Origin of the sequence: Gardnerella vaginalis (assembly GCF_040427915.1) — a bacterium.
GTDB lineage: Bacteria > Actinomycetota > Actinomycetes > Actinomycetales > Bifidobacteriaceae > Bifidobacterium > Bifidobacterium vaginale_C.
In genome coordinates this window covers 415796-440963 of sequence record NZ_JBETXJ010000002.1, presented here as the reverse complement: position 1 = coordinate 440963, position 25168 = coordinate 415796, and the positions used below count along the sequence as shown (strand labels likewise).

At 45.4% G+C, this 25168-nt stretch carries 17 protein-coding genes, 3 rRNA genes and 1 pseudogene; 19 read left to right on the top strand and 2 right to left on the bottom strand.

Annotated features, from left to right (window positions below):
- Window positions 1-29: 29 nt before the first annotated feature.
- On the bottom strand, window positions 30-1025 hold the full coding sequence (gene rlmB / locus ABVC65_RS01760) for a 23S rRNA (guanosine(2251)-2'-O)-methyltransferase RlmB (RefSeq protein ID WP_032838836.1): 996 nt from the start codon (window positions 1023-1025) through the stop codon (window positions 30-32).
- Window positions 1026-1238: 213 nt separating this feature from the next.
- Between rlmB and ABVC65_RS01755 the strand changes: the two genes are divergently transcribed.
- From ABVC65_RS01755 to ABVC65_RS01685, 15 genes and pseudogenes are all read left to right on the top strand, one after another.
- Window positions 1239-4196, top strand: a complete 2958-nt coding sequence (locus ABVC65_RS01755) for a cation-translocating P-type ATPase (RefSeq protein WP_353582458.1) — start codon at window positions 1239-1241, stop codon at window positions 4194-4196.
- A gap of 88 nt (window positions 4197-4284) precedes the next feature.
- The gene (gene dcd / locus ABVC65_RS01750) at window positions 4285-4866 is read left to right on the top strand and encodes a dCTP deaminase (protein WP_004113895.1); all 582 of its coding nucleotides are present in this window, start codon (window positions 4285-4287) and stop codon (window positions 4864-4866) included.
- A gap of 325 nt (window positions 4867-5191) precedes the next feature.
- Window positions 5192-6013 (top strand): alpha/beta hydrolase, encoded by an 822-nt coding sequence (locus tag ABVC65_RS01745; protein WP_116692647.1) that lies wholly within the window; start codon window positions 5192-5194, stop codon window positions 6011-6013.
- Window positions 6010-6474 (top strand): nucleoside deaminase, encoded by a 465-nt coding sequence (locus tag ABVC65_RS01740; protein WP_353582457.1) that lies wholly within the window; start codon window positions 6010-6012, stop codon window positions 6472-6474. The genes ABVC65_RS01745 and ABVC65_RS01740 overlap by 4 nt, the downstream gene beginning before the upstream one ends.
- A 533-nt stretch (window positions 6475-7007) precedes the next feature.
- On the top strand, window positions 7008-8018 hold the full coding sequence (locus tag ABVC65_RS01735; protein ID WP_165847568.1) for a LacI family DNA-binding transcriptional regulator: 1011 nt from the start codon (window positions 7008-7010) through the stop codon (window positions 8016-8018).
- 262 nt (window positions 8019-8280) lie between these two features.
- Window positions 8281-9774, top strand: a complete 1494-nt coding sequence (locus ABVC65_RS01730) for a sugar ABC transporter ATP-binding protein (protein WP_116692434.1) — start codon at window positions 8281-8283, stop codon at window positions 9772-9774.
- 152 nt (window positions 9775-9926) lie between these two features.
- Entirely contained in the window at window positions 9927-10928 is a 1002-nt protein-coding gene (locus tag ABVC65_RS01725; protein WP_004120084.1) for an ABC transporter permease, read from the top strand.
- Window positions 10929-11222: 294 nt separating this feature from the next.
- Window positions 11223-12161, top strand: coding sequence for a D-ribose ABC transporter substrate-binding protein (locus ABVC65_RS01720; RefSeq protein ID WP_004116565.1), 939 nt, complete (start codon window positions 11223-11225; stop codon window positions 12159-12161).
- A gap of 456 nt (window positions 12162-12617) precedes the next feature.
- Entirely contained in the window at window positions 12618-13013 is a 396-nt protein-coding gene (rbsD, locus tag ABVC65_RS01715) for a D-ribose pyranase (protein WP_004120082.1), read from the top strand.
- A gap of 67 nt (window positions 13014-13080) precedes the next feature.
- Window positions 13081-14145 (top strand): ribokinase, encoded by a 1065-nt coding sequence (locus ABVC65_RS01710; RefSeq protein ID WP_353582456.1) that lies wholly within the window; start codon window positions 13081-13083, stop codon window positions 14143-14145.
- A gap of 64 nt (window positions 14146-14209) precedes the next feature.
- Window positions 14210-14311, top strand: a pseudogene (locus ABVC65_RS01705) (nucleoside deaminase); the annotation flags it as partial.
- Window positions 14312-14536: 225 nt separating this feature from the next.
- Window positions 14537-15505 carry a ketopantoate reductase family protein gene (locus ABVC65_RS01700; RefSeq protein WP_004120076.1) on the top strand — a complete coding sequence of 323 codons (969 nt, stop codon included), beginning with the start codon at window positions 14537-14539 and terminating at the stop codon, window positions 15503-15505.
- A gap of 251 nt (window positions 15506-15756) precedes the next feature.
- The gene (locus ABVC65_RS01695) at window positions 15757-16068 is read left to right on the top strand and encodes a hypothetical protein (protein ID WP_004120074.1); all 312 of its coding nucleotides are present in this window, start codon (window positions 15757-15759) and stop codon (window positions 16066-16068) included.
- Entirely contained in the window at window positions 16058-16438 is a 381-nt protein-coding gene (locus ABVC65_RS01690; protein ID WP_004120072.1) for a type II toxin-antitoxin system YafQ family toxin, read from the top strand. Before ABVC65_RS01695 ends, ABVC65_RS01690 begins: the two co-directional genes overlap by 11 nt.
- Window positions 16439-16502: 64 nt before the next feature.
- Window positions 16503-18455, top strand: coding sequence for an alpha-glucosidase (locus ABVC65_RS01685; protein WP_353582455.1), 1953 nt, complete (start codon window positions 16503-16505; stop codon window positions 18453-18455).
- 28 nt (window positions 18456-18483) lie between these two features.
- Here ABVC65_RS01685 and ABVC65_RS01680 read toward each other — a convergent pair whose 3' ends face one another.
- The gene (locus ABVC65_RS01680; RefSeq protein ID WP_353582454.1) at window positions 18484-19266 is read right to left on the bottom strand and encodes an SIR2 family NAD-dependent protein deacylase; all 783 of its coding nucleotides are present in this window, start codon (window positions 19264-19266) and stop codon (window positions 18484-18486) included.
- A gap of 74 nt (window positions 19267-19340) precedes the next feature.
- Here ABVC65_RS01680 and ABVC65_RS01675 point away from each other — a divergent pair, with 74 nt between their 5' ends.
- From ABVC65_RS01675 to rrf, 4 genes are all read left to right on the top strand, one after another.
- Window positions 19341-19568: a hypothetical protein gene (locus tag ABVC65_RS01675; RefSeq protein ID WP_353582453.1), complete on the top strand. Its 228-nt coding sequence runs from the start codon at window positions 19341-19343 to the stop codon at window positions 19566-19568.
- A 267-nt stretch (window positions 19569-19835) separates the two neighbouring features.
- Window positions 19836-21363: ribosomal RNA gene (locus tag ABVC65_RS01670) — 16S ribosomal RNA — on the top strand.
- 374 nt (window positions 21364-21737) lie between these two features.
- A 23S ribosomal RNA gene (locus ABVC65_RS01665) occupies window positions 21738-24798 on the top strand.
- Between the two features lie 166 nt (window positions 24799-24964).
- Window positions 24965-25081 (top strand): 5S ribosomal RNA (gene rrf, locus ABVC65_RS01660).
- The 16S, 23S and 5S rRNA genes sit together here, the layout of an rRNA operon.
- Window positions 25082-25168: the final 87 nt, after the last annotated feature.

Genomic DNA, 25168 nt, shown 5'->3' with positions numbered 1-25168 from the left:
TGTTAACTCTTAATTCGCAATGCTAATTACTAATTTTGACTCAAGGCGGCAAGCCTGCGAGCGTTAGCAACAGCATACAAGCTGATTCCAGCTGCAACGGATGCGTTAAGCGATTCGACAGCGCTAGAAATTGGGATTCCAGCAATAGCATCGCAAGCTTCACGCGTTAGGCGACTCATGCCCTTGCCTTCGCTTCCAAGAACTACAACAAGCGGATCGGTTTCAAAACCAGTTTCGCCAACAAGCTTGTCGCCGCCACCGTCAAGACCAATCGCATACCATCCGCGCTCGCGCAAACCTTGAATCGCCTTGTTTAAATTCACAACTCTAGCAACAGGCAAATGTGCTGCAGCGCCCGCAGAAACCTTCCAAGCGGCAGCTGTAACAGATGCGCTTCTGCGCTCTGGCAAAATTACGCCATTTGCGCCAAAAGCGGCTGCGGATCGGATAACAGCACCAAGATTTTGTGGATCGGTAACTCCATCTAGCGCTATAAACAATGGGCGCGCGTTAATGCGAGCGGATGCAGAATCCGCTGCTTCCATAGCGCGAGACTTCTTTTCTGCGCGATCAACAAGCTCTTGCAGCGAATAATATTGATAAGGCTGCACCTTTAATATAATGCCTTGATGATTGGTGCTGTGAGCAATGCGATCCATCTCCAAGCGATCCGCTTCCAAAAGTCGCAAGCCTTGCATGCCAGCAAGCTTAACAATTTCGCGCGTGCGATCGTCATGCTCAATGCGATTTGCAACATAAAGCTGCGTGCTAGGAACGCCTACGCGCAAAGCTTCAAGAGCTGCATTTCGCCCAATTACCAACTCGTCGCTATCTGTGCCCAACTTATCTACTCTTCGTCTAGCTGCCAAACGCGGATCTGCAAACGTGCGCTTAATCGCAGCCTTTTTAGCGAAATAAGCCTTATGGTAAACGCGGTCTTCTGCCTTAGGAGTAGGTCCCTTGCCGCGCAATGCATTACGATGTTTTCCACCCGACCCCTTGGTCGGTCCTTTTTTCATAGCCATATTCCTATTTTCACATGCCCCCGAGGCATTGACGATGCTTTGGCGCTGCATTAGCGAGGCATTAGTATTTGGCGCTTTATGTGGCATAATAGAACGGTACTTAATTATTGTTATTGCAATAATCCACAACCGCGCAATAATCAAGATTTTGAGTCAACTTTGCGTAAAAATTTTGATTATTGACTACTCCGCGGCGCTCCCAAGGGGGAAAATATGGTTGATCAAAGCGATCAATCCAAAGATCCGTCATTACAAGACGTGCAAAATGTTGCAAATTCGCTTAATGTAAACGTTTCTACGGGTTTAAGTAGTGATGAGGCGGCTAAAAGGCTCGCGCAATTTGGCCCGAACGTTTTAGCTAGCGCTCCTAAAACACCAGCGTGGAAGAGATTCCTCGAACAGTTTAAAGATCCGCTTGTTTACTTGCTTATAGCGGCTACTATTATTTCCGCAATCGCATGGTTTGTTGAGCGCGCACAACATGGTGGTGAAAGTGGCGGCGAAGTTTTGCCGTTTGACTCAATAGTTATAATCGTGATTCTTATAGCAAACGCAGTTTTGGGCTATATTCAAGAGTCGCGCGCGCAAGAAGCAGTTGAAGCGCTGGCAAAAATGAGCGCTCCGCAAACGTCTGTTCTTAGAGATGGGCGAGTTATGCGCATAGATACGGCGGATGTTGTGCCTGGAGATATTTTGGTTCTTGGCGAAGGTGATGCTGTTTCTGCAGATGCAAGGCTTATTGCAGCCGCTTCTTTGCGCGTTGCAGAAGCAAGCCTTACGGGAGAATCGGTTGCTGTTAGCAAGCGTCCAGAAACTCTAGCTTCGCCAAAATCTTTGGCAGACCGCACAAACATGGTGTTTAATGGCACTGCCGTAACGCAGGGCACTGGTCGCGCAATCGTCACGTCTACTGGCATGAAAACTCAGGTTGGAAAAATCGCGGATATGCTTTCTAGTGCGCAAGAAGAAGCCACTCCTCTCGAGAAGGAGATGGTTCGCGTATCTAAGGTTCTTGGAATCGCAGTGTGTATTATTGCAGCCGTTGTGCTTGCGTCTATGTGGGCGCTTGAAGGGTTCCGCACTATTGAAGATGTTATAGATTCTTTGCTTCTTTCGGTATCTCTTGCTGTTGCTGCTGTTCCAGAAGGCTTGGCTGCTATTTTAACGGTTGTTCTTGCGCTTGGCGTGCAGCGCATGGTAAAGCATCATGCTGTTGTTAAAAAGCTTTCGTCTGTAGAAACGCTTGGCTCCGCATCTGTTATTTGCTCCGACAAAACGGGTACTTTAACTCGAAACGAAATGACTGTTGAGCGTGTTATAACGCCTAGTGGCCAGGTGCAGCTTACGGGGAGTGGGTATAAGCCAGAGGGACGAATGGTTTTGCTTGATTCTTTAGATGCGGATTTGGCTGTTCCTCCAGCTCTAGCAACAGAGGTGATTGGCGCGCTTGGATCTGGGTATTTAGCAAACGATGGCGATTTGCACCATAATGAATCATCTGACGCATGGCAGCCAGTTGGCGACCCTACCGAGGTTTCGCTTATTGTTGCGGCTCGCAAAACCAAGGCGGACAAGCGTTATGCGCATCTTAGTCGCGTTGCGGAAGTGCCGTTTACTTCTGAGCGCAAACGCATGTCTGTTGTTGTTAAAGACGGGTCGGATTCTGGGAATCTTATTGTTTGCGCTAAAGGCGCTCCAGATGTTTTGCTTTCTTATTGCACGCGAATCGCAGTTGCTGGCGCTGTTCGTCCTCTTACAGACGGAGATCGCGAAGAAATTCTTGCAAACGTGGAAAAGCTATCTGGAGAAGCGTATCGCACTCTTGCAATGGCGTATAGGCCGCTTGGCGTAGATAGTTTAGCTAAAGTTGACGGCATGGTTTCTAACGCTGCAGGTCAAATAGCAGACGTTGCTGAACAAAGTGATGTTTTGGAGTCTGATTTGATTTGGAACGGCATGGTCGCGATTATTGATCCTCCTAGAATCGAAGTTCGAGATAGCGTTGCTCAAGCGCATCGTGCTGGAATTCGAACTGTTATGATTACTGGCGATCATCCGCTTACTGCTGCTCGAATCGCTCGCGACCTTGGCATTATCGGAAAAGATGAGCATGCGCTTACTGGCGATGAGCTTGACGAGTTGCTTTCGCGCAACGACGATAATATTGCTTTTGATGAAGCTATAAGTAAAACTAGCGTGTACGCGCGCGTTGCTCCAGAACACAAGCTTGCGATTGTTTCCTCGCTACAAAGGCAAGGCAATATTGTTGCTATGACTGGCGACGGCGTAAACGATGCTCCTGCTGTAAAGTCGGCAGATATTGGCGTTGCAATGGGCATTACGGGTACGGAAGTCACTAAAGAATCTGCAAAGATGATTTTGGCAGACGACAACTTCTCTACAATCGTTGCAGCAGTGCGCGAAGGTCGCGGAATTTTCGACAATATTCGTAAATTCTTGAGATATTTGCTTAGCTCCAATGTTGGCGAAGTGTTCACTGTTTTTGGTGGCGTAGTGTTTGCTGGCGCTTTGGGAATTACGCAGCCAAACTCTGTTGGCGTGACTTTGCCTTTGCTTGCAACGCAGCTTTTGTGGATTAATTTGCTTACGGACGCTGCTCCTGCGCTCGCAATGGGTGTTGATCCGCAAACGGATGATGTTATGAATAGGCGTCCGCGAAGACTTACGGATAGCGTTATTGATAAGCCAATGTGGGGAGACATTGTGTTTATTGGCGTGATTATGGCAGCTATAACGCTGATTGGCATGGATATGCATTTGGCTGGCGGATTGTTTACAGACCGCTCCACAACTGTTTTAACTCATGCAGCTCAAATGACTCACGCGCGCACAATGGGCTTCACTATTCTTGTGTTTGCTCAAATGCTTAATGCTCTTGCATCTCGCTCGCATTTGCAAAGCGTGTTTGTTGGCTTGTTCGCAAATCGTTGGCTTTGGGGTGCAATCGCAGTTTCCGTAGTGTTGCAGCTTGCTGTAATTTATATACCATTCCTTAATGGTCCGTTTGGCACAGTTCCGCTCGACTTTATGGAGTGGGTGGAGTGCCTTGGTCTTTCAATGGTTGTGCTTATTGCTTCGGAGTTAAGAAAGTGCGTTTTGCGATTTATGTCTAGACGCAAAGCTGCTTCCTCTGCTGCGATTTCTGCCTAATATTTTCGACCGCGGCACGCGCTACACTTGGCGTATCAGTGTTTAAGTGTTTGTTTTACGAAGTTTTATCGCAAGGAGATTTGACGTTATGCTGTTGTCTGATCGCGACATCCTCAAAGCTCATGACGAGGGTCATATTGATTTGACCCCATGGACCCCAGAAATGGTACAGCCTGCGTCGATTGACGTGCGGCTCGACCGATTCTTCCGATTGTTCAATAATCATGCTTACACATACGTGGATCCTGCAGAAAATCAAGGCGAGCTTACTGAGCAGTTTGCGGTTGCGCCTGATGAGCCTTGGATTTTGCATCCTGGCGAGTTTGCTCTTGGTTCCACTTGGGAGTATGTGAAGTTGGATTCTACGATTGCGGCGCGCTTAGAAGGTAAAAGCTCTCTTGGTCGTCTTGGAATTTTAACTCATTCTACGGCTGGCTTTATTGATCCAGGTTTTGAAGGTCATATCACCTTGGAGCTTTCAAACGTTAGCACTCTGCCAGTTAAATTGTGGCCAGGCATGAAGATTGGTCAAATGTGCTTCTTTAAGCTGAGTTCTCCTTGCGAAAATCCTTACGGATCTTCTGTTAACGGATCTCACTATCAAGGTCAGCGTGGTCCAACACCATCTAGGTCTTATGAGAACTTCTATCGCGCAAATTTGGAAGATTAAATTTATAAGATTAGAGTTGAAAATCTAGATTTGAAAGTCTAAATTTGTAAGATTAGCAACGAATATCAAGAAAAATCAGGGGAAAAGTAGCAAACTTTCAGGAACTTATCAGCTAATGTACTAGCAGCACTAAGGATTATGTGTTTTCATAATATTAGTGAAAAACTTAAAAAGTAATTCACGAAAGCTTATTCATATTTTTTCCTTTAATTTAAACCCCGACTTAAACGGTCGGGGTTAAATTTTTATGTAGCGTTTACGCGTTTAGCGCAGTGTTCGGGTTACAAGGGTTATAAATGCCAAAGCTGTGCCGTATGCTGTAGATATGACTAATCATAACGGTGTGATCTCAGATGAGTTCGACAACGGCGAGTTTGACAATAACGACAATAATGGCGATTTTGGCAGCGAAGACAGTGCTGCAAGCGCTTCAAATGGTCTCCATGCTGGTCGCGAATCTAGCGTTGTTCCAGGACGTTTCGGCGAAGATTTGCATGTAAGCGCTGCTAAGTATTCTCGCGGAGAAGCGTCGGCTTACGCTACAAGACCTCTTCTTTTGCTTCTGCACGGGTGGGGTTCCAATGAGGATGATTTGCTTGATTTGCTGCGCGTTGTTGCCCCTTATAATGATGCGATTTCTCTTCGTGCTCCGCTTCGATTAGATCAAGGCGCTTACAGCTGGTTCCATGATGCTGTTCCTCAGGGAGATGACTTAGATCGAGATATGTATGCTGCAGCTGCTGCAATTGACGAGTGGGTTGCTGCGAACGTTCCTGAAGATCGCGCTGTTGTGCCATTTGGTTTTTCGCAGGGTGCTGCTCTTGCTGTTCATATTCTCAGGCTTAACCCTGAGCGTTATCGTGCAGCCGTTGCACTTTCTGGCTTTGTAGCTCCTAATATTGCCAAGGATATTTCTCTTAATGATGATGTTCTTGCGGATCTTAATACGCCTGTTTTCTTTGGTTATGGTTTGGATGATGCTGTTATTGCTCCTTACGAGTTTTCAGCGGCTGCAGCCTGGCTTGAGGAACATACGTGGCTTGAGGAGAAACGTTATCGCGGGCTTGACCATGCTGTTCATATGGAAGAACTTGGTGATATTCGCTCTTGGCTTGCGCTGCACAATATTTCTTCGGGGTTAATGTGACTTTCGGCGCGCGCGAATATGTTCCACTCATGCAAGAAGCTTTGCGACTTGCGCGAACTGCTGCCGATTGCGGAGAAGTTCCAGTTGGAGCTGTTGTTGTAGACGGCTCTGGAGTGATTATTGGGCGCGGCTCTAATCTTCGTGAGCGAGACTCTGACCCTCTTTCTCACGCAGAAGTTCTTGCGATTAGGCAAGCAGCAGAGGGTCAAAAGTCTTGGAATCTTAGTGATTGCACGCTTGTTGTTACTTTAGAACCTTGTCCTATGTGCGCTGGCGCGATTTTACAAACACATATAAAGCGTGTTGTTTTTGGCGCATGGGATTCAAAACTTGGCGCATGTGGATCTGTTTGGGATATTCTGCGAGATCCTCATGTTGGCTCGCATCCGCAAGTTTTTGGTTCTGTTTGTGAATCGCAGTGTGTTCAGATTCTAAGCGATTTTTTTAAGAATTGCAGGTAGATTTTTAAGAGTAGATTTTTAAGAATCGCAGGTAGGTTTGATTTACTCAAGTCTTTTCTAGCTGTCTTCTCTAGCTTTGTTTAGTCTTGTTTAATATAGCCTAGTTTCGTCTTCTTTTATTGTGTCTTATTTAATCTTATCTATTCGTATTTTTAGATTATTTCATTTTACTAATAATTATTTTAATAATATAAATTTCTTAGTATTTTTATCTTGCAATTGCGCTTTTTAAATGTTATAGTTGCGGTAACGTTACCGCACAAGACTTACTACGGAAGTAAGAAGGGTGTGAAAACGTTATCTCATGGGTGACTTTGGTCAGCGCTGATGAAGCTACTTAGTGAGATTGAGGTTAGTAAAAACATCGTATGCATAGATGCATAGTGTGATTCTCTCAAAAGAGAGGAGTATATGGAAAAACGTAATTTAGAATATAGAATACAAGAGAAAATCAGAGCATATAAATTGCAATGTAAATAATCTTAAATGCTGTACTTGTATAGTTTTGTATAGTGTTACCGATGGGAGGTGCTATGACGTATATTACGATTCGCGATGTTGCACAACATGCTGGAATATCAGTGTCAACTGTGTCTCGTGCATTAAACAACACGGGTCGTATATCGGCAAACACCAAGGCAAAAGTTGAGCGTGCGGTTGCTCAATTAGGTTATATCCCAGATTCGCGCGCGCAAGCAATGCGATCGTTACGCACAAAAACAGTAGGACTGCTTGTGCCAGACATTCGTAACGCATATTTTGCCGAACTCGCTTACACTGTTCAAGACTCATTGTTTGAGGCAGGCTATTGTGCATTTATAGGAACATCATCTGAAAGTGCATCTCGTCAAGATTCATTTATAACCAGTATTCTTTCTCAACGTATTGATGGGGCGATTATAGTTCCTCAAGGCGAAGTTACTGAAGCTATGAGAAAGCTGATTGAGCAGCGACTCCCTATGCTGTTTATGGATCGCCACGTAGAACCGCAAGCTGGCGGCTTAGAACACGTGCCAGTAGTTGATTCAGACCCGGCAAAGGGCATTCGTGATGCGCTGTTAGATGTTCTGCAACATGGTTTTCACTCAGTTGGCTATATTTCTGGCCCAATTATTGCTTCGCCATCGTTGCAAGAACGTGAGCAAGCATTTAGAACCGTGGCTTCAGAGATATTTGGCGAAGAGCATGTATTCGTAGAATCAACAGGATTTGACCAGTCGTCGTGTGCAAGCGTAATGCATCGCATGATTAATGTTGGAGTGAAAGCTCTTATTATTGGCTATTCGCCAGATGCGTTGCGAGTAATGCAAGTGATGGCTCAAGAAGGATTAGTAATAGGCAAAGATATATCATTGATTTCTTTCGATGATGTAGAAGTGTTTCGCCTAGCAACTCCACGTATTTCTGTGATTTCACAGCAAGTTCAACGCATTGGCCACATAAGTGCTGCACTGTTTTTAGATATGCTTGAGAATAATGGTGACGTTAAATCGCAGCGTGTAGAAACTGTGTATATCCCTCGCGAATCGCTAGGGCGAGCATAGATTCGTAAAAAGCTGCAAAATATCGTCATTATTTAATGGTTTATCTATCAGTATCTCAACTGATTATTGCACTGTAACTTTGTTGTACGTGTATTAATTGTTTGAGTGAACATTGTTCGTACTCTGTACTCTGCGCATTGTACTTAATGTTGTATTCGCAATTTGCAAGTCAATATAAACGTAATTAAACAAACAATAACTTGACGTAATCAATGGTAATTTCGCGATTGCATTGTTGCTATAGCGAAGGAAGAGGCTAAACATGACGGAGCTGTCATTAGTAGGAGTATCGAAAATATTCGGTAATTCTACTGTAGTTGACAATGTGTCAGTAAAAGTAAAGCCAGGTGAAGTTCATGTTCTACTTGGTGAAAATGGTGCTGGCAAGTCAACTGTTATTAAAATGATGAGTGGCATTTATCAGCCAGATAAAGGTCATATTGAGATTAACGGCAAAACGGTGCGTATTCCTAATGTAGATTCTGCGCGCAAATTAGGTATTGCTGTAATACACCAAGAGTTAAATTTAGTGCCTGAACTTTCCATTATGGAAAATCTGTTTCTTGGCATGCTACCGACCAAAGCTGGTTTTGTTGATCGCGCAACTATGCGATCTAAAGCAAAAGAGGCATTGCAAGTTATTGGCTTAGAAGAAGATGTAGATAAGCCAATGGGAGAGCTTGGAGTGGCTCGTCAACAAATGGTAGAAATTGCTAAAGCGCTTATGCAACATGCATCTATTCTTATTCTTGACGAACCAACAGCAGCACTTACAAAGCGTGAGTGTGAACAATTATTCAGCATTATTGCAGATCTGAAATCTAAAAATGTTGGAATGGTATTTATTTCTCACCATTTGGACGAGATTGCACGAGTTGGAGATGTAGTAACCGTACTTCGAGATGGAAAATACGTTGACACTGTTAGTGCAGATGTTCCAGAAAAAGAACTTGTAAGGTTAATGGTTGGACGCGATATAACTAATCAGTTCCCACATGGAAATAGGCATCAAGGCAAGGAATTGCTAAAAGTAGAAGGATTAACGCGAAAAGGTGCTATTGAGGATGTGTCTTTTAGCGTTCATGCTGGAGAAGTCGTTGGGCTTGCGGGCTTGGTTGGTGCTGGTAGGACTGAGGTTCTTCGTGCAATATTTGGAGCGGATACTTACGATTCGGGATCTGTTACTGTAGACGGAAAAGTGATTCCTAAAGCAAATATTGCTGGCAGCATTGCTGCAGGTCTTGGATTAGTGCCAGAAGATCGTCGCGTGCAAGGCCTTATTTTGGAAGCCTCTGTTGCAGATAATCTTGGAATCTCTACGTTAATTCCTACATCTCATGCTGGTTTTGCAGATTTGAAAGGTCAGCGTGCGCATGAAGAAGAGACTGCAGAGAAATTGCGTATTCGCATGGCAAATATTGATCAGCTTGCTGGTTCACTTTCTGGTGGAAATCAGCAAAAAATCGTATTTGGCAAGTGGTCTATGGCAAACGTAAAAGTGCTGCTTTTGGATGAGCCTACTCGTGGCGTTGATGTTGGCGCTCGCGTTGAAATCTATGAGCTTATTAACAATATCGTTGAAAACGGTGGAGCAGTACTTATGGCTTCGTCAGATTTACCTGAAGTTCTAGGAATGTCTGATCGTATTCTTGTAATGTCAAACGGCAAGATCAGTGGAGAGCTTGCTGCAAGCGAGGCTACGCAGGAAAAGGTTATGGAACTTGCTGTAACGCATCTTAGTGAATCAGATAAATAGCAATAAATAACAATAAACAACATGGCGTGAAGTCATATTGAAAAATTAAAAATTGAAAGATTACTTGTAAAACGTAAAACTTGCGTTCTGCAGTTTGAAAAGCGCAAATAGGTGCTGTGAACTGTTGGAAACTCGTTAAAGGAGTATTTGTTATGGGTGCTACAAAGAGCGAAAAATCTCACCGTTTAGGGTATGGTGCAGACGACAAAGGCTTTTTGCCAACGTTAAAAAAGTTTGCATCTCGTAATGGTGCACTTATTGGTTTGATTATTTTGTGTGCAGCGCTTTCTTGCGCTACGCCTGCATTTTTAACAAGTGTAAATATTCTCAACGTTGGAATTCAAGCGGCTACGGTAGCAATTTTGGCATTTGGCCAAACTTTCGTAATCGTTTCAGCTGGAATTGATTTGTCGGTTGGTGCAGTTGCTGCAATTTCTAGCATGCTTGTTGCTTACACCGGCGCTTCTATGGGCTTGCCTCCAATATTGACTATTATTATTGGCATTGCTACAGGTGCAGTTTTTGGCTTAATTTCTGGCGTTGCTAATGCTTTTCTTAAGCTGCCGTCATTTATTGCCACATTAGCAATGATGTCTGTGGCTCGTGGACTTACGCTGGTCGTTTCAGATGGTCGTCCTATTTCCACTTCTGGTATGGTGAATTTCTTCGGAGCAACAATATGCGGAATCCCTATGCCAATAGTAATGATGATTATTATGGGCGTTATTTCCGCAATAATCTTGAACTTCACTACTATAGGTCGTTCAATGTATGCTGTTGGCGGAAATATGGAAGCATCTCGTCTTTCTGGCATAAACATTCATAAAACTCAAATTATGGTGTTTATTCTTTCTGGCGTTTTTGCTGCTGTAGCTGGTTTGGTGATTGCAGGGCGTTTGCATTCTGCTCAGCCTCAAGCAGCTACTGGTTACGAGATGGATGCTATAGCGTCTGTGGTTATTGGTGGCGCATCGCTTTCTGGTGGCAAAGGTAAGATTTCGGGAACATTCGTAGGCGCAATACTTTTGGCTGTGATTCGTAATGGCTTGAACATTTTGAACGTTTCTTCCTTCTGGCAGCAAGTTGTTATTGGCTTGGTGATTGCGTTTGCTGTAAGCCTCGATACTTTGCGACGCAAGGAAGATACTCACTGAAATAAGGCATATTAATAGGCCTATTAATAATCCGCAAAAACTTGATCTTCTTGCTTAGAAGGGGGGTGTTTATAAAAGGTATTGATTTAATGGTGGCAAGCAATCAATGCCTAAATGTAGCAAAAAATATAATAAGAAATCTAACAAAAATCTAATAAAAATGATTTAAATTACAACTGAAAACAATTTAACAATATGGTAAATAAATGGCAAAAACATCAGCCTTATTTATGCAAATAATGTTTTAAATATTGTGAATTTGCGATTAATAAGGCAATAGTCAAAGGAGATATGATGAATTATCTAGTTATGCGCCGTGGTATGAAGCTCGCTTGTGCTGTTGCAGCAGCATCGGCTCTTGTTTTCAGCATGAGTGCGTGTGGAAACGCAAGCTCTAGCGACAAGGTTGCGCTGTTGGTATCTACGCTAAATAACCCGTTCTTTGTGGATTTGCGTGATGGTGCACAAGCGGAAGCCAAGAAGCTGGGCGTTGATTTACAGGTTTCGGATGCTCAGAACGATTCTTCTAAGCAGCAAGATCAGGCTCAAAACGCGCAATCTCAAGGTGCTAAAGCAGTAATTATAAATCCTGTGGATTCCGATGCTGCTGGTCCAGCTGTTGCGCCACTTCTTAGCTCTGGTATGCCTGTGATTTCTGTGGATCGTTCCGTAACTGGCGAAAAAGTTACTTCTCACATTGCTTCCGATAATGTGGCTGGAGGTGCTCAAGCTGCCGATGCGCTCGCTAAGAGCATGGGAGAAAAAGGCGAAGTTCTGATTTTGCAAGGTATTCCAGGTGCTGCTTCTACACGAGATCGTGGCAAAGGTTTTAAGGACCGCATTAAGAAGTATCCAAATATTAAGGTTGTTGCAGAGCAGACTGCTAACTTTGATCGTGCTGAGGCATTGAACGTTGCAACCAACTTGTTGCAATCTCATCCAAATGCAGCTGGCATTTACGCAGAGAATGACGAGATGGCATTAGGTGCAATACAATCATTAGGTGCTAAAGCTGGTAAAGATGTTAAGGTAGTTGGCTTTGATGGTACTGCCGATGGTATGAAGGCAATTAAGGCTGGAACAATGGCTGGTACTATTGCTCAGCAACCAAAGGAGCTTGGACGTTCTGCTGTTGCTGCAGCTGTAAAAGCCATTAAGAAGCAAACTGTTCCAAAGACTGAGCCAATTACTGTGAAAACAGTTACAGCAAAGAATGTAGCTGATTTCGAGTAATAGTAAATCAAGTAGTACAAAAAGTAGTACAACAAATAGTACAAAAAAGTAGTAAACCAAATAGTGTGAAAAGTGTACAAAAAGTAGTACAACATTTATATGGCGTTGAAATCGTTGACTTGTATGCTGAGCGTAACAATTAATACGATTTTATTGCATATGCAACGTGTATGTTGTCATCGTTTTCAACGCCGCACTATTTGTGGTTTTTAATATCACGTTATTTTTGATGCGTTATTTTGGATGTACTATTTTGGTCATATTATTTTTGATGCATTATTTGTAAATATATAAAAGTAAATATTTAAAATAAAGTAAATACAAATAAGTAGATATTTAGTCTTACAACAATCATTACAGCAAGCATTTAAGCTTGATGAGCATTTTCTATTATGCGATTATCACTGTTGATAGTCACTAATGCAAGGTAAAAATTTAATATCATAAGGAGGAAAAATGTTAACTCATGGCATCTTGAACTCGCAATTAGCGGCTGCTCTGGCAAAGCTTAGGCATAAGGATCAATTTGTTATTTCTGATTGTGGATTACCAGTTCCGCAAGGCGTAGAAGTAATAGATTTAGCTTTAATATTTGGGATTCCGCGATTTAGCGATGTGCTGAATGCAATCAAAGATGATTTGGTACTTGAATCAGGCATAATGGCTAAAGAAGCGTGCAATAAAAAGCCAGAAGAGTGGGTAAAAGAATCCTTAGGTGTGCCACTAACGTATGTTCCGCACGATGGCGATGAAGGTTTTAAAGCTTTAGTTTCACAGGCAAAATTTGTGATTCGTACAGGCGAAACTACGCCATATTCCAACGTTTTGTTGCGCTGTGGTGTTCCTTTCTAAATTTCTAAATTATAGGTTCTTTTATTAAATTTTAATATTAAAGATTAGTTGCTAATTTAGGAGAAAAATGCATTGTTATAGTGAGCTTGATTCATTAAGTGGATTGGAAAATATAGCGTCGCTTCGCTTAAATGATTTAAAAGTTACGCAAGAGAATATGCAAGAATCGCATAAAGCAGATTCAAACGCTATTGCAATAGTCGGCTCTATGAACGCGGATTACACTATTGTGGCAGATCGTCTTCCTAATCCAGGAGAAACCATTAATGGAAACGAGATTCGCGTATTGCCAGGCGGAAAATCTGGCAACCAAGCTGTATCGGCTGCAAAACTAGGTGCCAACGTTAAAATGTTTGGCGCAGTTGGCAACGATTCCAATGCTGATTTTCTCCTAAATTCTTTGCAATCTTCTGGAGTTGATACAACTTGTGTTCGTTGCGTAGAAAATAAAAAGAGCGGCGCAACGGTGATTACTGTAGATGCTCATAGCGGTGAAAACACTATTGTGTATGCTCCAGGTTCTAATTCTTTAGTCGATTGTGAGTATGTTCAATCGCCATTAGTAAAATCCGCTCTTACTAGCGCAAAAGTTCTTGGCCTTTGTTTAGAAAGTCCTTTAAAAACTGTAACTATGTGCGCGCAACTAGCGCATGAAAACGGCGTAAAAGTGCTTCTTAACGATTCGCCATTTTTAAACAAGTTGCCTAAAGATTTGATTGATTCTGCAGATATTTTGCTTGTTAACGAGCACGAGATGGCGCAACTTTTGAATATTGAAGAGCCAGAAGATGGTGATTGGTGTTCTTTTGATTGGAATCATGTAGCTCACGCTATGCATGATTTTGGCTTTGATGAATCTGTAGTTACGCTTGGCTCTAAAGGCTCTGTAGTGTTGGATTATTCCAAGGAAGATTGCGTATGCATGATTTCCCCTCAGCGCGTTAAAGCTGTTGATACAACTGGCTGCGGTGATGCTTTTATGGGCACAATACTAGCTTGTTTGTCTGTAGATATGCGATTAGACGAAGCTGCTGCGCTAGCGTCTTATGTTTCTGCGTATGCAGCTACTGGTTTTGGCGCTCAAGCTTCCTATGGCACAGTTGAACAAATTCGTCAATTCTTTAATGCTTAAGTGACTGAGTTGTAGGTGATTACGTTGTAGGTGCTTGCGATATGCGTATTTTTGTTATGCGTGCTTGCGAGATCCGCATATTGGCTCGCATCCGCAAGTTTTTGGTTCTGTTTGTGAATCGGAGTGTGCGCAATTATTGCGTAATTTTTTCGAAAATCATAGATAAAACTGAATAATTTTTTAATTAGAAACGCCGCAAAGATGCAATTAGAAAAATTTTGACATTCTCCCAAAACTGTGTAATATGCTATAAAAACAAAAAGCAGTTGGCTGATTTTAGTCACTACAATCAGCCTTACTGCTTTTTACTATATTCATAGTCGCTTCGACGAATTTCCATGTATGTACGAATTTCGCCTAAGCACATTTTTACCTAAAAGGAGGTGTCACTATGAGTGGCATGAAATATGCAATGATCGGTTCTGGAGCTATGGGGTATCGCTATGGCGTTTTGTTGCAGGAAACGGCTGGTATTCATGTTGATTTCATTGATGCCTGGGATGAAAATGTGAATAAAGTCCGCGAGCAAGGCGGAGTAATGGTGAGCCGAGATCATGAAAATCGTCATCTTGTGCCAATAAATATGTATACTCCGGAAGATTATGACGGAGATCCAGATGTGTGGATTGTGTTTATGAAGCAGATGCAGCTTGCGGAAATGTTGGAGCGTTGCAAGCATTTGTTTAAGGATCATCAGGTTGTGTTCGCTGCAATGAATGGTTGGGGTCATTTCGAAAAGCTTCAGCAGTATTTCTCGGATGATCGTATTTACGGCGGAACTGCCATGATTGCAACCGTACTGAATGGCCCCGGAGACGTTGATTTTATTGGTAAAGTCGGCGTTGGTACGATGAATATGTGTGCATTGAATGAGCAGGTGAGTGATGTTGAGCTTGCTATGCGAGACGACTTTAAAGCTGCTGGCTTGAATCCTACAATTACGGAAGATTTCAAGGGTACGTGCATGGCGAAGGTAGTTTTTAATTCCGTAGTTAACACTTTGTGCACAATGTATCAGATTCAGATGGGTCAGTTTATTTCGTACCCAGGAGCTATGGATATGGCTCGACAGCTTATTAATGAAGCGTATGACGTGTGCGATCGTGCAGGAATTCGTATGGTTAATACTCGTCAGCAGGAGTTGGAGGCTATTGACTACGTGAGCCGAGTCGCAAATCCTTTACATTATCCTTCAATGTACCAAGATATGAGTCGCGGACGAAAGACAGAAGTTGATTATATCAACGGATATATTGCAAAGCTTGGTCGCGAAAATGATTATGTGTGCCGTACTCACGAGTTCTTGACTCACGGAGTTCATTTGGCGGAGCTTGCATTCAAATTGCATAATCAGCAATAAATAATCAGCAATAAGAGGTATCTAATTCTGTATTTTATTTGGTATCTAATTTGGTATCTAATTTTGCAGAACTTACAGTGAATGAGAAGGAGACGCGGCTCGTGGTTTTTACTGCGGGCCGCTTTTTATTCTATTTTAACTATAATATTTACAAGTGCAACAACTTTCATATATACTTGTGAAAAACATAGTAAATATATGTGTATTAAGTATGTGTATGGATTGTCTGTAGAAAAGTTAGGGTAATGCATATGGTTACAGTCGCTCCGATAAGCACTATGGTTCCGATTAGTGCTTTTAGTAACGGTAAATCTGCACAGGCTTTTGCCAAGGTGAGTTCTGGTATGCCGGTTACAGTGCTAAAAAATAATCAACCAATGTACTTCATTATTAACCGTGAAGATTTTGAGCGTTATCAATCACTCGAAGAACAACTTCAAAAGTATATTGAAGAAGCTATCGAAAATAAAAACAATGAAGCTCGTAAGCAAGTTCAAAATCGCGAATTTACCCATGAATCACATACTGCTTCTGACATGATGGATTACCTAAATGGTCTGTGAAAAGAGACGTCTTCTTACAATCAAGTCATTTGATAATGACTATAAAAAGATTCGTAAAAAGCATATTAACACTGAAGATTTTCTTGCCGTATTTCAGGCTCTTATAGATAATAATCAACAGCTATTAAAGAGTAAATATCGTGACCATGCTCTTACTGGTAGTTGGAAAGGATACCGTGAGTTGCATGTACAGCCAGATTTACTACTTATTTATTGGGTTGATGGATTGTCTGTTTCTTTAGTATTGGTAAGAGCGGGGAATCATGATGAATTATTCTCTAATGCTCATACTAATTCTAAAATTATTCGCAAGTATTCTGAGATGGTAAGTAATACTTTAACGTTGCTTGCAAAATCCAAAGATAGCTAAAATAAAGATAGCTAAAATATAGAATAATAAAAATATAGATAATTAGAATATTAATGGGGATTAAATGACTACTTTTGACAGAGCAAACTTGCCAAAATCCGTGCGCACAAACGGCGCTACGCCAAACCCTTGGTGGGCAAATGCAGTTGTGTATCAGATTTATCCGCGAAGCTTTCAGGATACTAACGGCGACGGCATTGGCGATTTGAAGGGAATCACTTCTCGTCTTGATTATTTGGCTGATTTAGGTGTTGACGTGCTCTGGCTTAGCCCTGTTTACAAGTCTCCGCAAGACGATAACGGCTACGATATTTCCGATTATCAAGATATTGATCCACTTTTTGGCACTCTGGAAGATATGGACGAGCTTCTGGCAGAAGCGCATAAGCGCGGACTTAAAGTCGTGATGGATTTAGTAGTAAATCACACTTCCGACGAGCATGCGTGGTTCCAGGCTTCAAGAGATGCTTCTAGCGACTATGCAGACTGGTATTGGTGGAGGCCAGTGCGCAAAGGGCATGTGCATGGAGAGCCAGGTGCGGAGCCAAATAAATGGGGTTCGTATTTCGGCGGTTCCGCGTGGACTTACGATCCGAAGCGCGGAGAATACTATTTCCACCAGTATTCGCCAAAGCAGCCAGATTTGAATTGGGAAAATCCTGCGGTTCGTGCTGCCGTATACAAGATGATGAATTGGTGGATGGATCGCGGAATTGACGGTTTCCGCATGGATGTGATCACGCAAATTTCTAAGCGCATAGATAGCGAAGGACGTTTGCCTGGAGAATGCGGTTCGCAGATTGAGGATGCGCCGGCAGGCGACGACGGCTACTCTTCGCCGTATTTCTTCTGCTCCGATGGCCCTCGTTTAGACGAGTTTTTGCGCGAGATGCGCGAAGCGGTTTTCAAAGGTCGCGAAGGTTTCTTAACTGTTGGCGAGGCTCCTGGAATTTCCGCGCATCGAAACACTTATATTACAAATCCTGCTAATGGTGAGCTAGACATGCTCTTCTTGTTTGATCAAGTTAATGTTGATTGCGCAAATGGAACTAAGTGGAATCCTATTCCTCTTAAGTTGACGGCATTAAAACGCGCAATGGCAGATCAGCAGCAGGCTGTTAGCGAGGCTGGTTGGGCGAGCCTGTTCTTTAATAATCACGATCAGCCGCGTGCGCTTTCTCGCTGGGGTAGTGAGGCTAGCGATGAGATGCGCGTGCTTTCCGCTAAGGCGATTGCCATGCTTCTCCATATGCACCGAGGCACTCCATACGTGTATCAGGGTGAAGAAATTGGTATGACTAACGCGCACTTTACTCGTCTCGAGCAGTATCGTGATTTGGAAGCGTTGAATATGTTTAAGCAGCGCGTAGAAGAAGCGCATATTCAGTCGGCGGAATCGATGATGGATGCGCTCGCAAAGCGTGGTCGCGATAATTCTCGAACTCCTATGCAATGGAATGCGTCTAAATATGCAGGATTTATGCCTTTTAATGTTCCGTCGCAAAATAATGCGCAGCCGTGGATTAGTGTGAATCCTAATTATGTAGATATTAATGCTGCTGAGCAAATGGAAGATTCGGATTCCGTTTATTCGTTCTATAAGCGTTTGATTGCGTTGCGTCATTTGCAGCCTGTTGTTTCGGCTGGATCTTGGAATTTGATTGATGCGGATGATGAGTGTGTTTACGCGTTTATTAGGCAGGTTGAGCAGACTTGTGAAAATGCTAAGGCAGATGTGGCAGGTAAGGCAGGTCTTGAGAATGGTGTGAATTCTTCAAGCGCGGTTGCTGGCGATTTGCCTTGCGCTTCTGTAAAGAAGTTGCTCGTAATGATAAATATGACGGATTCATCTGTAGCAATACCTGATCAAAGTGCCGGATTGTTGCGTAATATCGCCTCTAACAGCGTATCGTATGATGATGTGATGATTTCTACTTACAGCGCGGATCATGCCCTTAAATCGCTTAAAAATGGCATGCTTGCGCCTTGGGAGGGAATCGCTGTTGGCTTGCAATAATTATTTTGTAATAGTCACTTTGCAATATTCACTTTGCAATAGTTTCGTCTACTAACTTTGGCAGAGCTTTCGCAATATCTTCGCGTATTATGCGCTCTGCCAAATAATCGTATTGCGTAGCGCCCAGGTTCATTATCGTAATCGGCACTCCTACGCGAGCAGCTAGTGGCACAAGGCTGGCAGCTGGAAACACTTCTAGCGTGGAGCCAATAACCCACAGTTCGCTTGCTTGCATAATCGCCTGCGCGCTGCGTTCCATCGCGCCTTCGGGAAGTGCTTCTCCAAAATATACTACGTCCGTTTTTATAAGACCGTTGCAAGGCATATTTCCGCGATACGGCAGCGCGCGCCTGCAATGTGGATCTGGGTGCGCGTCTAAGTCGCGCATAATGTCTGCTGTATTGTAGCTCGCGTGGCAGCTCATGCAATGCGATGTTCCGATGCTTCCGTGCAAGTTCACTACAATATCTGGGCTGTTTCCAGCTTTTTCGTGAAGCGCATCAAAGTTTTGAGTGGCGATTAAGTCAAGCATCCCAGCTTTCTCAAGTTTTACTAGCGACTTGTGCGCTGCTCCAGGAGCCGCGTTCCAAACTGGCGACTCTTTTTGCCATCGCCAAGAATAAATGCGTTCTTCTTCACTGCTTAAAAACGCGTCTATATCGTAAACATTCATTTGCTCTGGGTGCTTAGTCCAAACTCCATCTGGACCTCGAAAATCAGGAATGCCTGCGCTTGTAGATATTCCTGCGCCTGTTAGAACCACAATGTGGTGGTGTGGGTTGTTGTTAGTGTTTTTCTCGCTATTTCTCATATCTATATATATAGCACGCATATATATGGTGCGCATATATGGTGTTCATATGTAGTGCGCATTTCGTTTATGTTGTGAATTTTGTGGATATTGTGTATATTGCTTTGCGCGACACTCCCGGGTTTTGTGTTTTTTATGGTTTTTTGTTTGTTTTTTGGGTTGTTTTTGGTTTTGTGTTGGTGGTTGTTGTGGTTTGTTGTGGTTTTTTGCGTGTTTTCGACACGCCGATGTTTTGGCTTGTTTTCAATGGTTTTGTGGTGTTTGTTTGGTGTTGGTTTGCGTTTTGGTGGGGTTTGGTGTAAGTTTATCTCTTGCTGCTCAGCGCGGCTGGTTCTCCTCGGTTGAGGTTGATGGGCCGGCTGGTGTGGTGGTGGTTTGAGAACTCAAGAGCGTGTCTGTACTACTTATTAGTTAATTATTGCCAGTTCATTGTCAGCCTCACGGATTGTGGGGTGCCTGAGAGATGGTTAAATGATGGTGAGGTTTTTTGTTGGGATGTTCTTTCCTTAAAGAATGTCTCGTCTTTTTCTTTTATATTGGAGCCTTTTGTTGGCTCTTCATTGAAGTTTTTCGTGGAGGGTTCGATTCTGGCTCAGGATGAACGCTGGCGGCGTGCTTAACACATGCAAGTCGAACGGGATCTGACCAGCTTGCTGGTTGGTGAGAGTGGCGAACGGGTGAGTAATGCGTGACCAACCTGCCCCATGCTCCAGAATAGCTCTTGGAAACGGGTGGTAATGCTGGATGCTCCAACTTGACGCATGTCTTGTTGGGAAAGTGTTTAGTGGCATGGGATGGGGTCGCGTCCTATCAGCTTGTAGGCGGGGTAATGGCCCACCTAGGCTTCGACGGGTAGCCGGCCTGAGAGGGCGGACGGCCACATTGGGACTGAGATACGGCCCAGACTCCTACGGGAGGCAGCAGTGGGGAATATTGCGCAATGGGGGGAACCCTGACGCAGCGACGCCGCGTGCGGGATGAAGGCCTTCGGGTTGTAAACCGCTTTTGATTGGGAGCAAGCCTTTTGGGTGAGTGTACCTTTCGAATAAGCGCCGGCTAACTACGTGCCAGCAGCCGCGGTAATACGTAGGGCGCAAGCGTTATCCGGAATTATTGGGCGTAAAGAGCTTGTAGGCGGTTCGTCGCGTCTGGTGTGAAAGCCCATCGCTTAACGGTGGGTTTGCGCCGGGTACGGGCGGGCTAGAGTGCAGTAGGGGAGACTGGAATTCCCGGTGTAACGGTGGAATGTGTAGATATCGGGAAGAACACCAATGGCGAAGGCAGGTCTCTGGGCTGTTACTGACGCTGAGAAGCGAAAGCGTGGGGAGCGAACAGGATTAGATACCCTGGTAGTCCACGCCGTAAACGGTGGACGCTGGATGTGGGGCCCATTCCACGGGTTCTGTGTCGGAGCTAACGCGTTAAGCGTCCCGCCTGGGGAGTACGGCCGCAAGGCTAAAACTCAAAGAAATTGACGGGGGCCCGCACAAGCGGCGGAGCATGCGGATTAATTCGATGCAACGCGAAGAACCTTACCTGGGCTTGACATGTGCCTGACGACTGCAGAGATGTGGTTTCCTTTCGGGGCAGGTTCACAGGTGGTGCATGGTCGTCGTCAGCTCGTGTCGTGAGATGTTGGGTTAAGTCCCGCAACGAGCGCAACCCTCGCCCTGTGTTGCCAGCGGGTTATGCCGGGAACTCACGGGGGACCGCCGGGGTTAACTCGGAGGAAGGTGGGGATGACGTCAGATCATCATGCCCCTTACGTCCAGGGCTTCACGCATGCTACAATGGCCAGTACAACGGGTTGCTTCATGGTGACATGGTGCTAATCCCTTAAAACTGGTCTCAGTTCGGATCGTAGTCTGCAACTCGACTACGTGAAGGCGGAGTCGCTAGTAATCGCGAATCAGCAACGTCGCGGTGAATGCGTTCCCGGGCCTTGTACACACCGCCCGTCAAGTCATGAAAGTGGGCAGCACCCGAAGCCGGTGGCCTAACCCTTTTGGGATGGAGCCGTCTAAGGTGAGGCTCGTGATTGGGACTAAGTCGTAACAAGGTAGCCGTACCGGAAGGTGCGGCTGGATCACCTCCTTTCTACGGAGTTTTTGTGCACGCTCGGATTGAGTGTGGTTACTGGTGTGGAAAACAATAGTTGACGTTTTTTAGATGAGTTTGTTGGGCATGCTTTTGGGTTCCCGGATTGCCACCCCCCTTGTTTGGGGTTGCGGTCCTAGCCCTTGGATTGCAGGTTGAGGCTTTTTGGTTTTTGGCTTGTGTTCTTGGTGTTTGGTGGTTTGAGAACTGGATAGTGGACGCGAGTAAGAATAGTGAGACTTTTTTTGGTTTTGCTTGTTTTTACTTTTATCAATTTCAACCGGCTCCATTTTGGTGGAGTCGCTTGATCGTTTTGTGATCGTTTAGTGTGATGATTTATTGTCTAGAGAGTTAAGCGATAGGCTTTTTACTGGTGTATCACTGGTAAGGGCGTATGGTGGATGCCTTGGTAGACAGGACCGATGAAGGACGTGACGGGCTGCGATATGCCTCGGGGAGCTGCCGAGTGGGCTTTGATCCGAGGATTTCCGAATGGGGAGACCCGGCCACTGTTATGGGTGGTCACCACAGTTTTTGTGGGGGGTACGCAGGGAAGTGAAACATCTCAGTACCTGCAGGAAAGGATACTCCGTGAGTAGTGGCGAGCGAAAGCGGATCAGGCTAAACCGAGTACGTGTGATAATCGTCAGGTGTTGCGTATTCGGGGTCGTGGGATTGACTGTTCAGCCTCTGACGGGGTTGAGGAGAGTGATAAAATGTCGTGTTATGTGAATGGGATTGAATTCCCAGCCGTAGAGGGTGATGGCCCCGTAGCAGGTTGCGCGATGTCTCTTTATGTTTATTCCCAAGTAGCGCGGGCCTCGTGGAATCCCGCGTGAATCTGCCCAGACCGTTGGGTAAGCCTAAGTATTCCTGTCTGACCGATAGTGTACTAGTACCGTGAGGGAAAGGTGAAAAGCACCCCGGGAGGGGAGTGAAATAGTTCCTGAAACCGTGCGCTTACAATCCGTCGGAGCCTTCTTTGTGGGGTGACGGCGTGCCTATCGAAAAATGAGTCTGCGAGTCAGTGGTATGTGGCGAGGCTAACCCGGGTGGGGGAGCCGTAGCGAAAGCGAGTTTTAAAAGGCGTTTTAGTCGCATGTCCTGGACCCGAAGCGGGATGATCTAGCCCTGAGCAGGTTGAAGCGCGGGTAAGACCGTGTGGAGGACCGAACCCACCTAGGTTGAAAACTGGGGGGATGACTTGGGGTTAGGGGTGAAAGGCCAATCAAATTCCGTGATAGCTGGTTCTCTCCGAAATGCATTTAGGTGCAGCGTCATGTTATTGCTTGCAGGGGGTAGAGCTACTGGATGCTTGCGGGCCCATACCGGGTACTAATAGCAGCCAAACTCCGAATACCTGTTAGGTTTATCATGGCAGTGAGTCGGCGGGGGATAAGCTCCGTCGTCAAAAGGGAAACAGCCCTGATCGTCGTCTAAGGTCCCGAAGCGCGTGCTAAGTGGGAAAGGATGTGGAGTCGCATAGACAGCCAGGAGGTTGGCTCAGAAGCAGCCATCCTTGAAAGAGTGCGTAACAGCTCACTGGTCTAGTGGTTCCGCGCCGACAATGTAGCGGGGCTTAAGCACGCCACCGAAGACGCGGCTGCATGATTTGTTTCATGTGGGGTAGGAGAGCGTCCTGTATGGGGTGAAGCGGCAGTGTGAACTTGTCGTGGACTTTACGGGAGTGAGAATGCAGACATGAGTAGCGAGAGACAGGTGTGAATCCTGTCCGCTGAATGACTAAGGGTTCCGGGGCCACGTTCGTCGTCCCCGGGTGAGTCGAGTCCTAAGGCGAGGCCGACAGGCGTAGTCGAATGGATGAACGGGTTGATATTCCCGTACCGGTGTTACACCGTTCGAACTGAATCTGAGAGTACTAACCTTGATTATTCTGGTTGATTGCCTTTCGGGGTTTTTGACTGGTTTGGTTTTGGGACTGTATCGGTAGTAGGTTAGCGTGGGAGTGACGCGGGTAGGTAGCCGGCTGCGGAGGTGGTTTTCCGTGGCTAAGCGTGTGGGCTGTCCTCTAGGTAAATCCGGGGGATGTTTAAGCTGAGGCGTGATGGGTAGGCTGTAAGGCTGATTCCGGTGATCCTGCTTGCCGAGAAAAGCTTCAACGTGAGGTGTGATTCCGCTCGTACCCTAAACCGACACTGGTGGTCTGGTAGAGTATACCGAAGCGATCGGGCGAATCCTGGCCAAGGAACTCGGCAAATTACTCCCGTGCCTTCGGCATAAGGGAGACCCCTGATGGTGATGTTTTTTACAGGCGGAGCTGTTGGGGGTGGCACAAGCTAGGGGGTAGCGACTGTTTACCAAAAACACAGGAGCGTGCGAAGGCGTAAGCCGCTGTATACGCTCTGACGCCTGCCCGGTGCCGGAAGGTTAAGAGGATCCGTTAGCTTCGGTGAAGCGGTGAATTTAAGCCCCGGTAAACGGCGGTGGTAACTATAACCATCCTAAGGTAGCGAAATTCCTTGTCGGGTAAGTTCCGACCTGCACGAATGGCGTAACGACTTCCCCACTGTCTCGGCCAGGAGCCCGGCGAAATTGCAGTACGAGTAAAGATGCTCGTTAAGCGCAGAAGGACGAAAAGACCCCGGGACCTTTACTATACCTTGGTATTGTCGTTAGGTGTGGATCGTGTAGCATAGGCGGGAGGCTGTGAAGCGTGGGCGCTAGCTTGCGTGGAGTCGATCAGTGAAATACCGCTCTTTCCATATCTGGCGTCTAACCTCGACACGTTATCCGTGTTAGGGACAGTGCCTGGCGGGTAGTTTAACTGGGGCGGTTGCCTCCTAAAGAGTAACGGAGGCGCTCAATGGTCCGCTCAGCCCGGTTGGCAATCGGGTGTTGAGTGTAATCGCACAAGCGGGCTTGACTGTGAGACTGACGGGTCGAGCAGGGACGAAAGTCGGAGATAGTGATCCGGTGCCGGCGTACGGACGTGGCATCGCTCAACGGATAAAAGGTACCCCGGGGATAACAGGCTGATCATTCCCAAGAGTCCATATCGACGGGATGGTTTGGCACCTCGATGTCGGCTCGTCGCATCCTGGGGCTGGAGCAGGTCCCAAGGGTTCGGCTGTTCGCCGATTAAAGCGGCACGCGAGCTGGGTTCAGAACGTCGTGAGACAGTTTGGTCTCTATCCTCTGCGCTCGTTGGAATGTTGAGGAGACCTGCCCATAGTACGAGAGGACCTGGGTGGACGAACCTCTGGTATGCCGGTCGTCACGCCAGTGGCGCTGCCGGTTAGCTACGTTTGGAAGGGATAACCGCTGAAAGCATCTAAGCGGGAAGCCTGCTCCAAGATTAGCATTCCTTGCACTTTGTGTGTGAGCCCCCATGTAGAACACGTGGTTGATAGGCTGGATGTGGAAGCCCTGTAAGGGGTGGAGCTGACCAGTACTAATGGGCGATTGTGATACTACTTGTATTGTTTATCGTTTAATTCTCTTAACAGTATGGAGTGTTAAATGATCATGATTATGGTTAAGTTGTTGATTTTGATAAGGGTTCTTCTTGTTGCTCGCGTTCATGTCCGGTTCCCAAACCGCCAGTTTGCCGCTCGCTTATAGTGAGTGTATAATTTAGTTTTGCGGTGGTCATGGCTCAGGTGAGACGCCCGGTCCCATTCCGAACCCGGAAGCTAAGGCCTGACACGGTGAGGGTACTGCACTCGATAGGGTGTGGGAGACTAGCACGCTGCCGCATTATTCTTTGATTAGCGGGGAACTTGATTGTTCCCCGCTTTTTTGTTATTTAACATGTTTCATAGTTGAACACGTTCATATTCTTGTA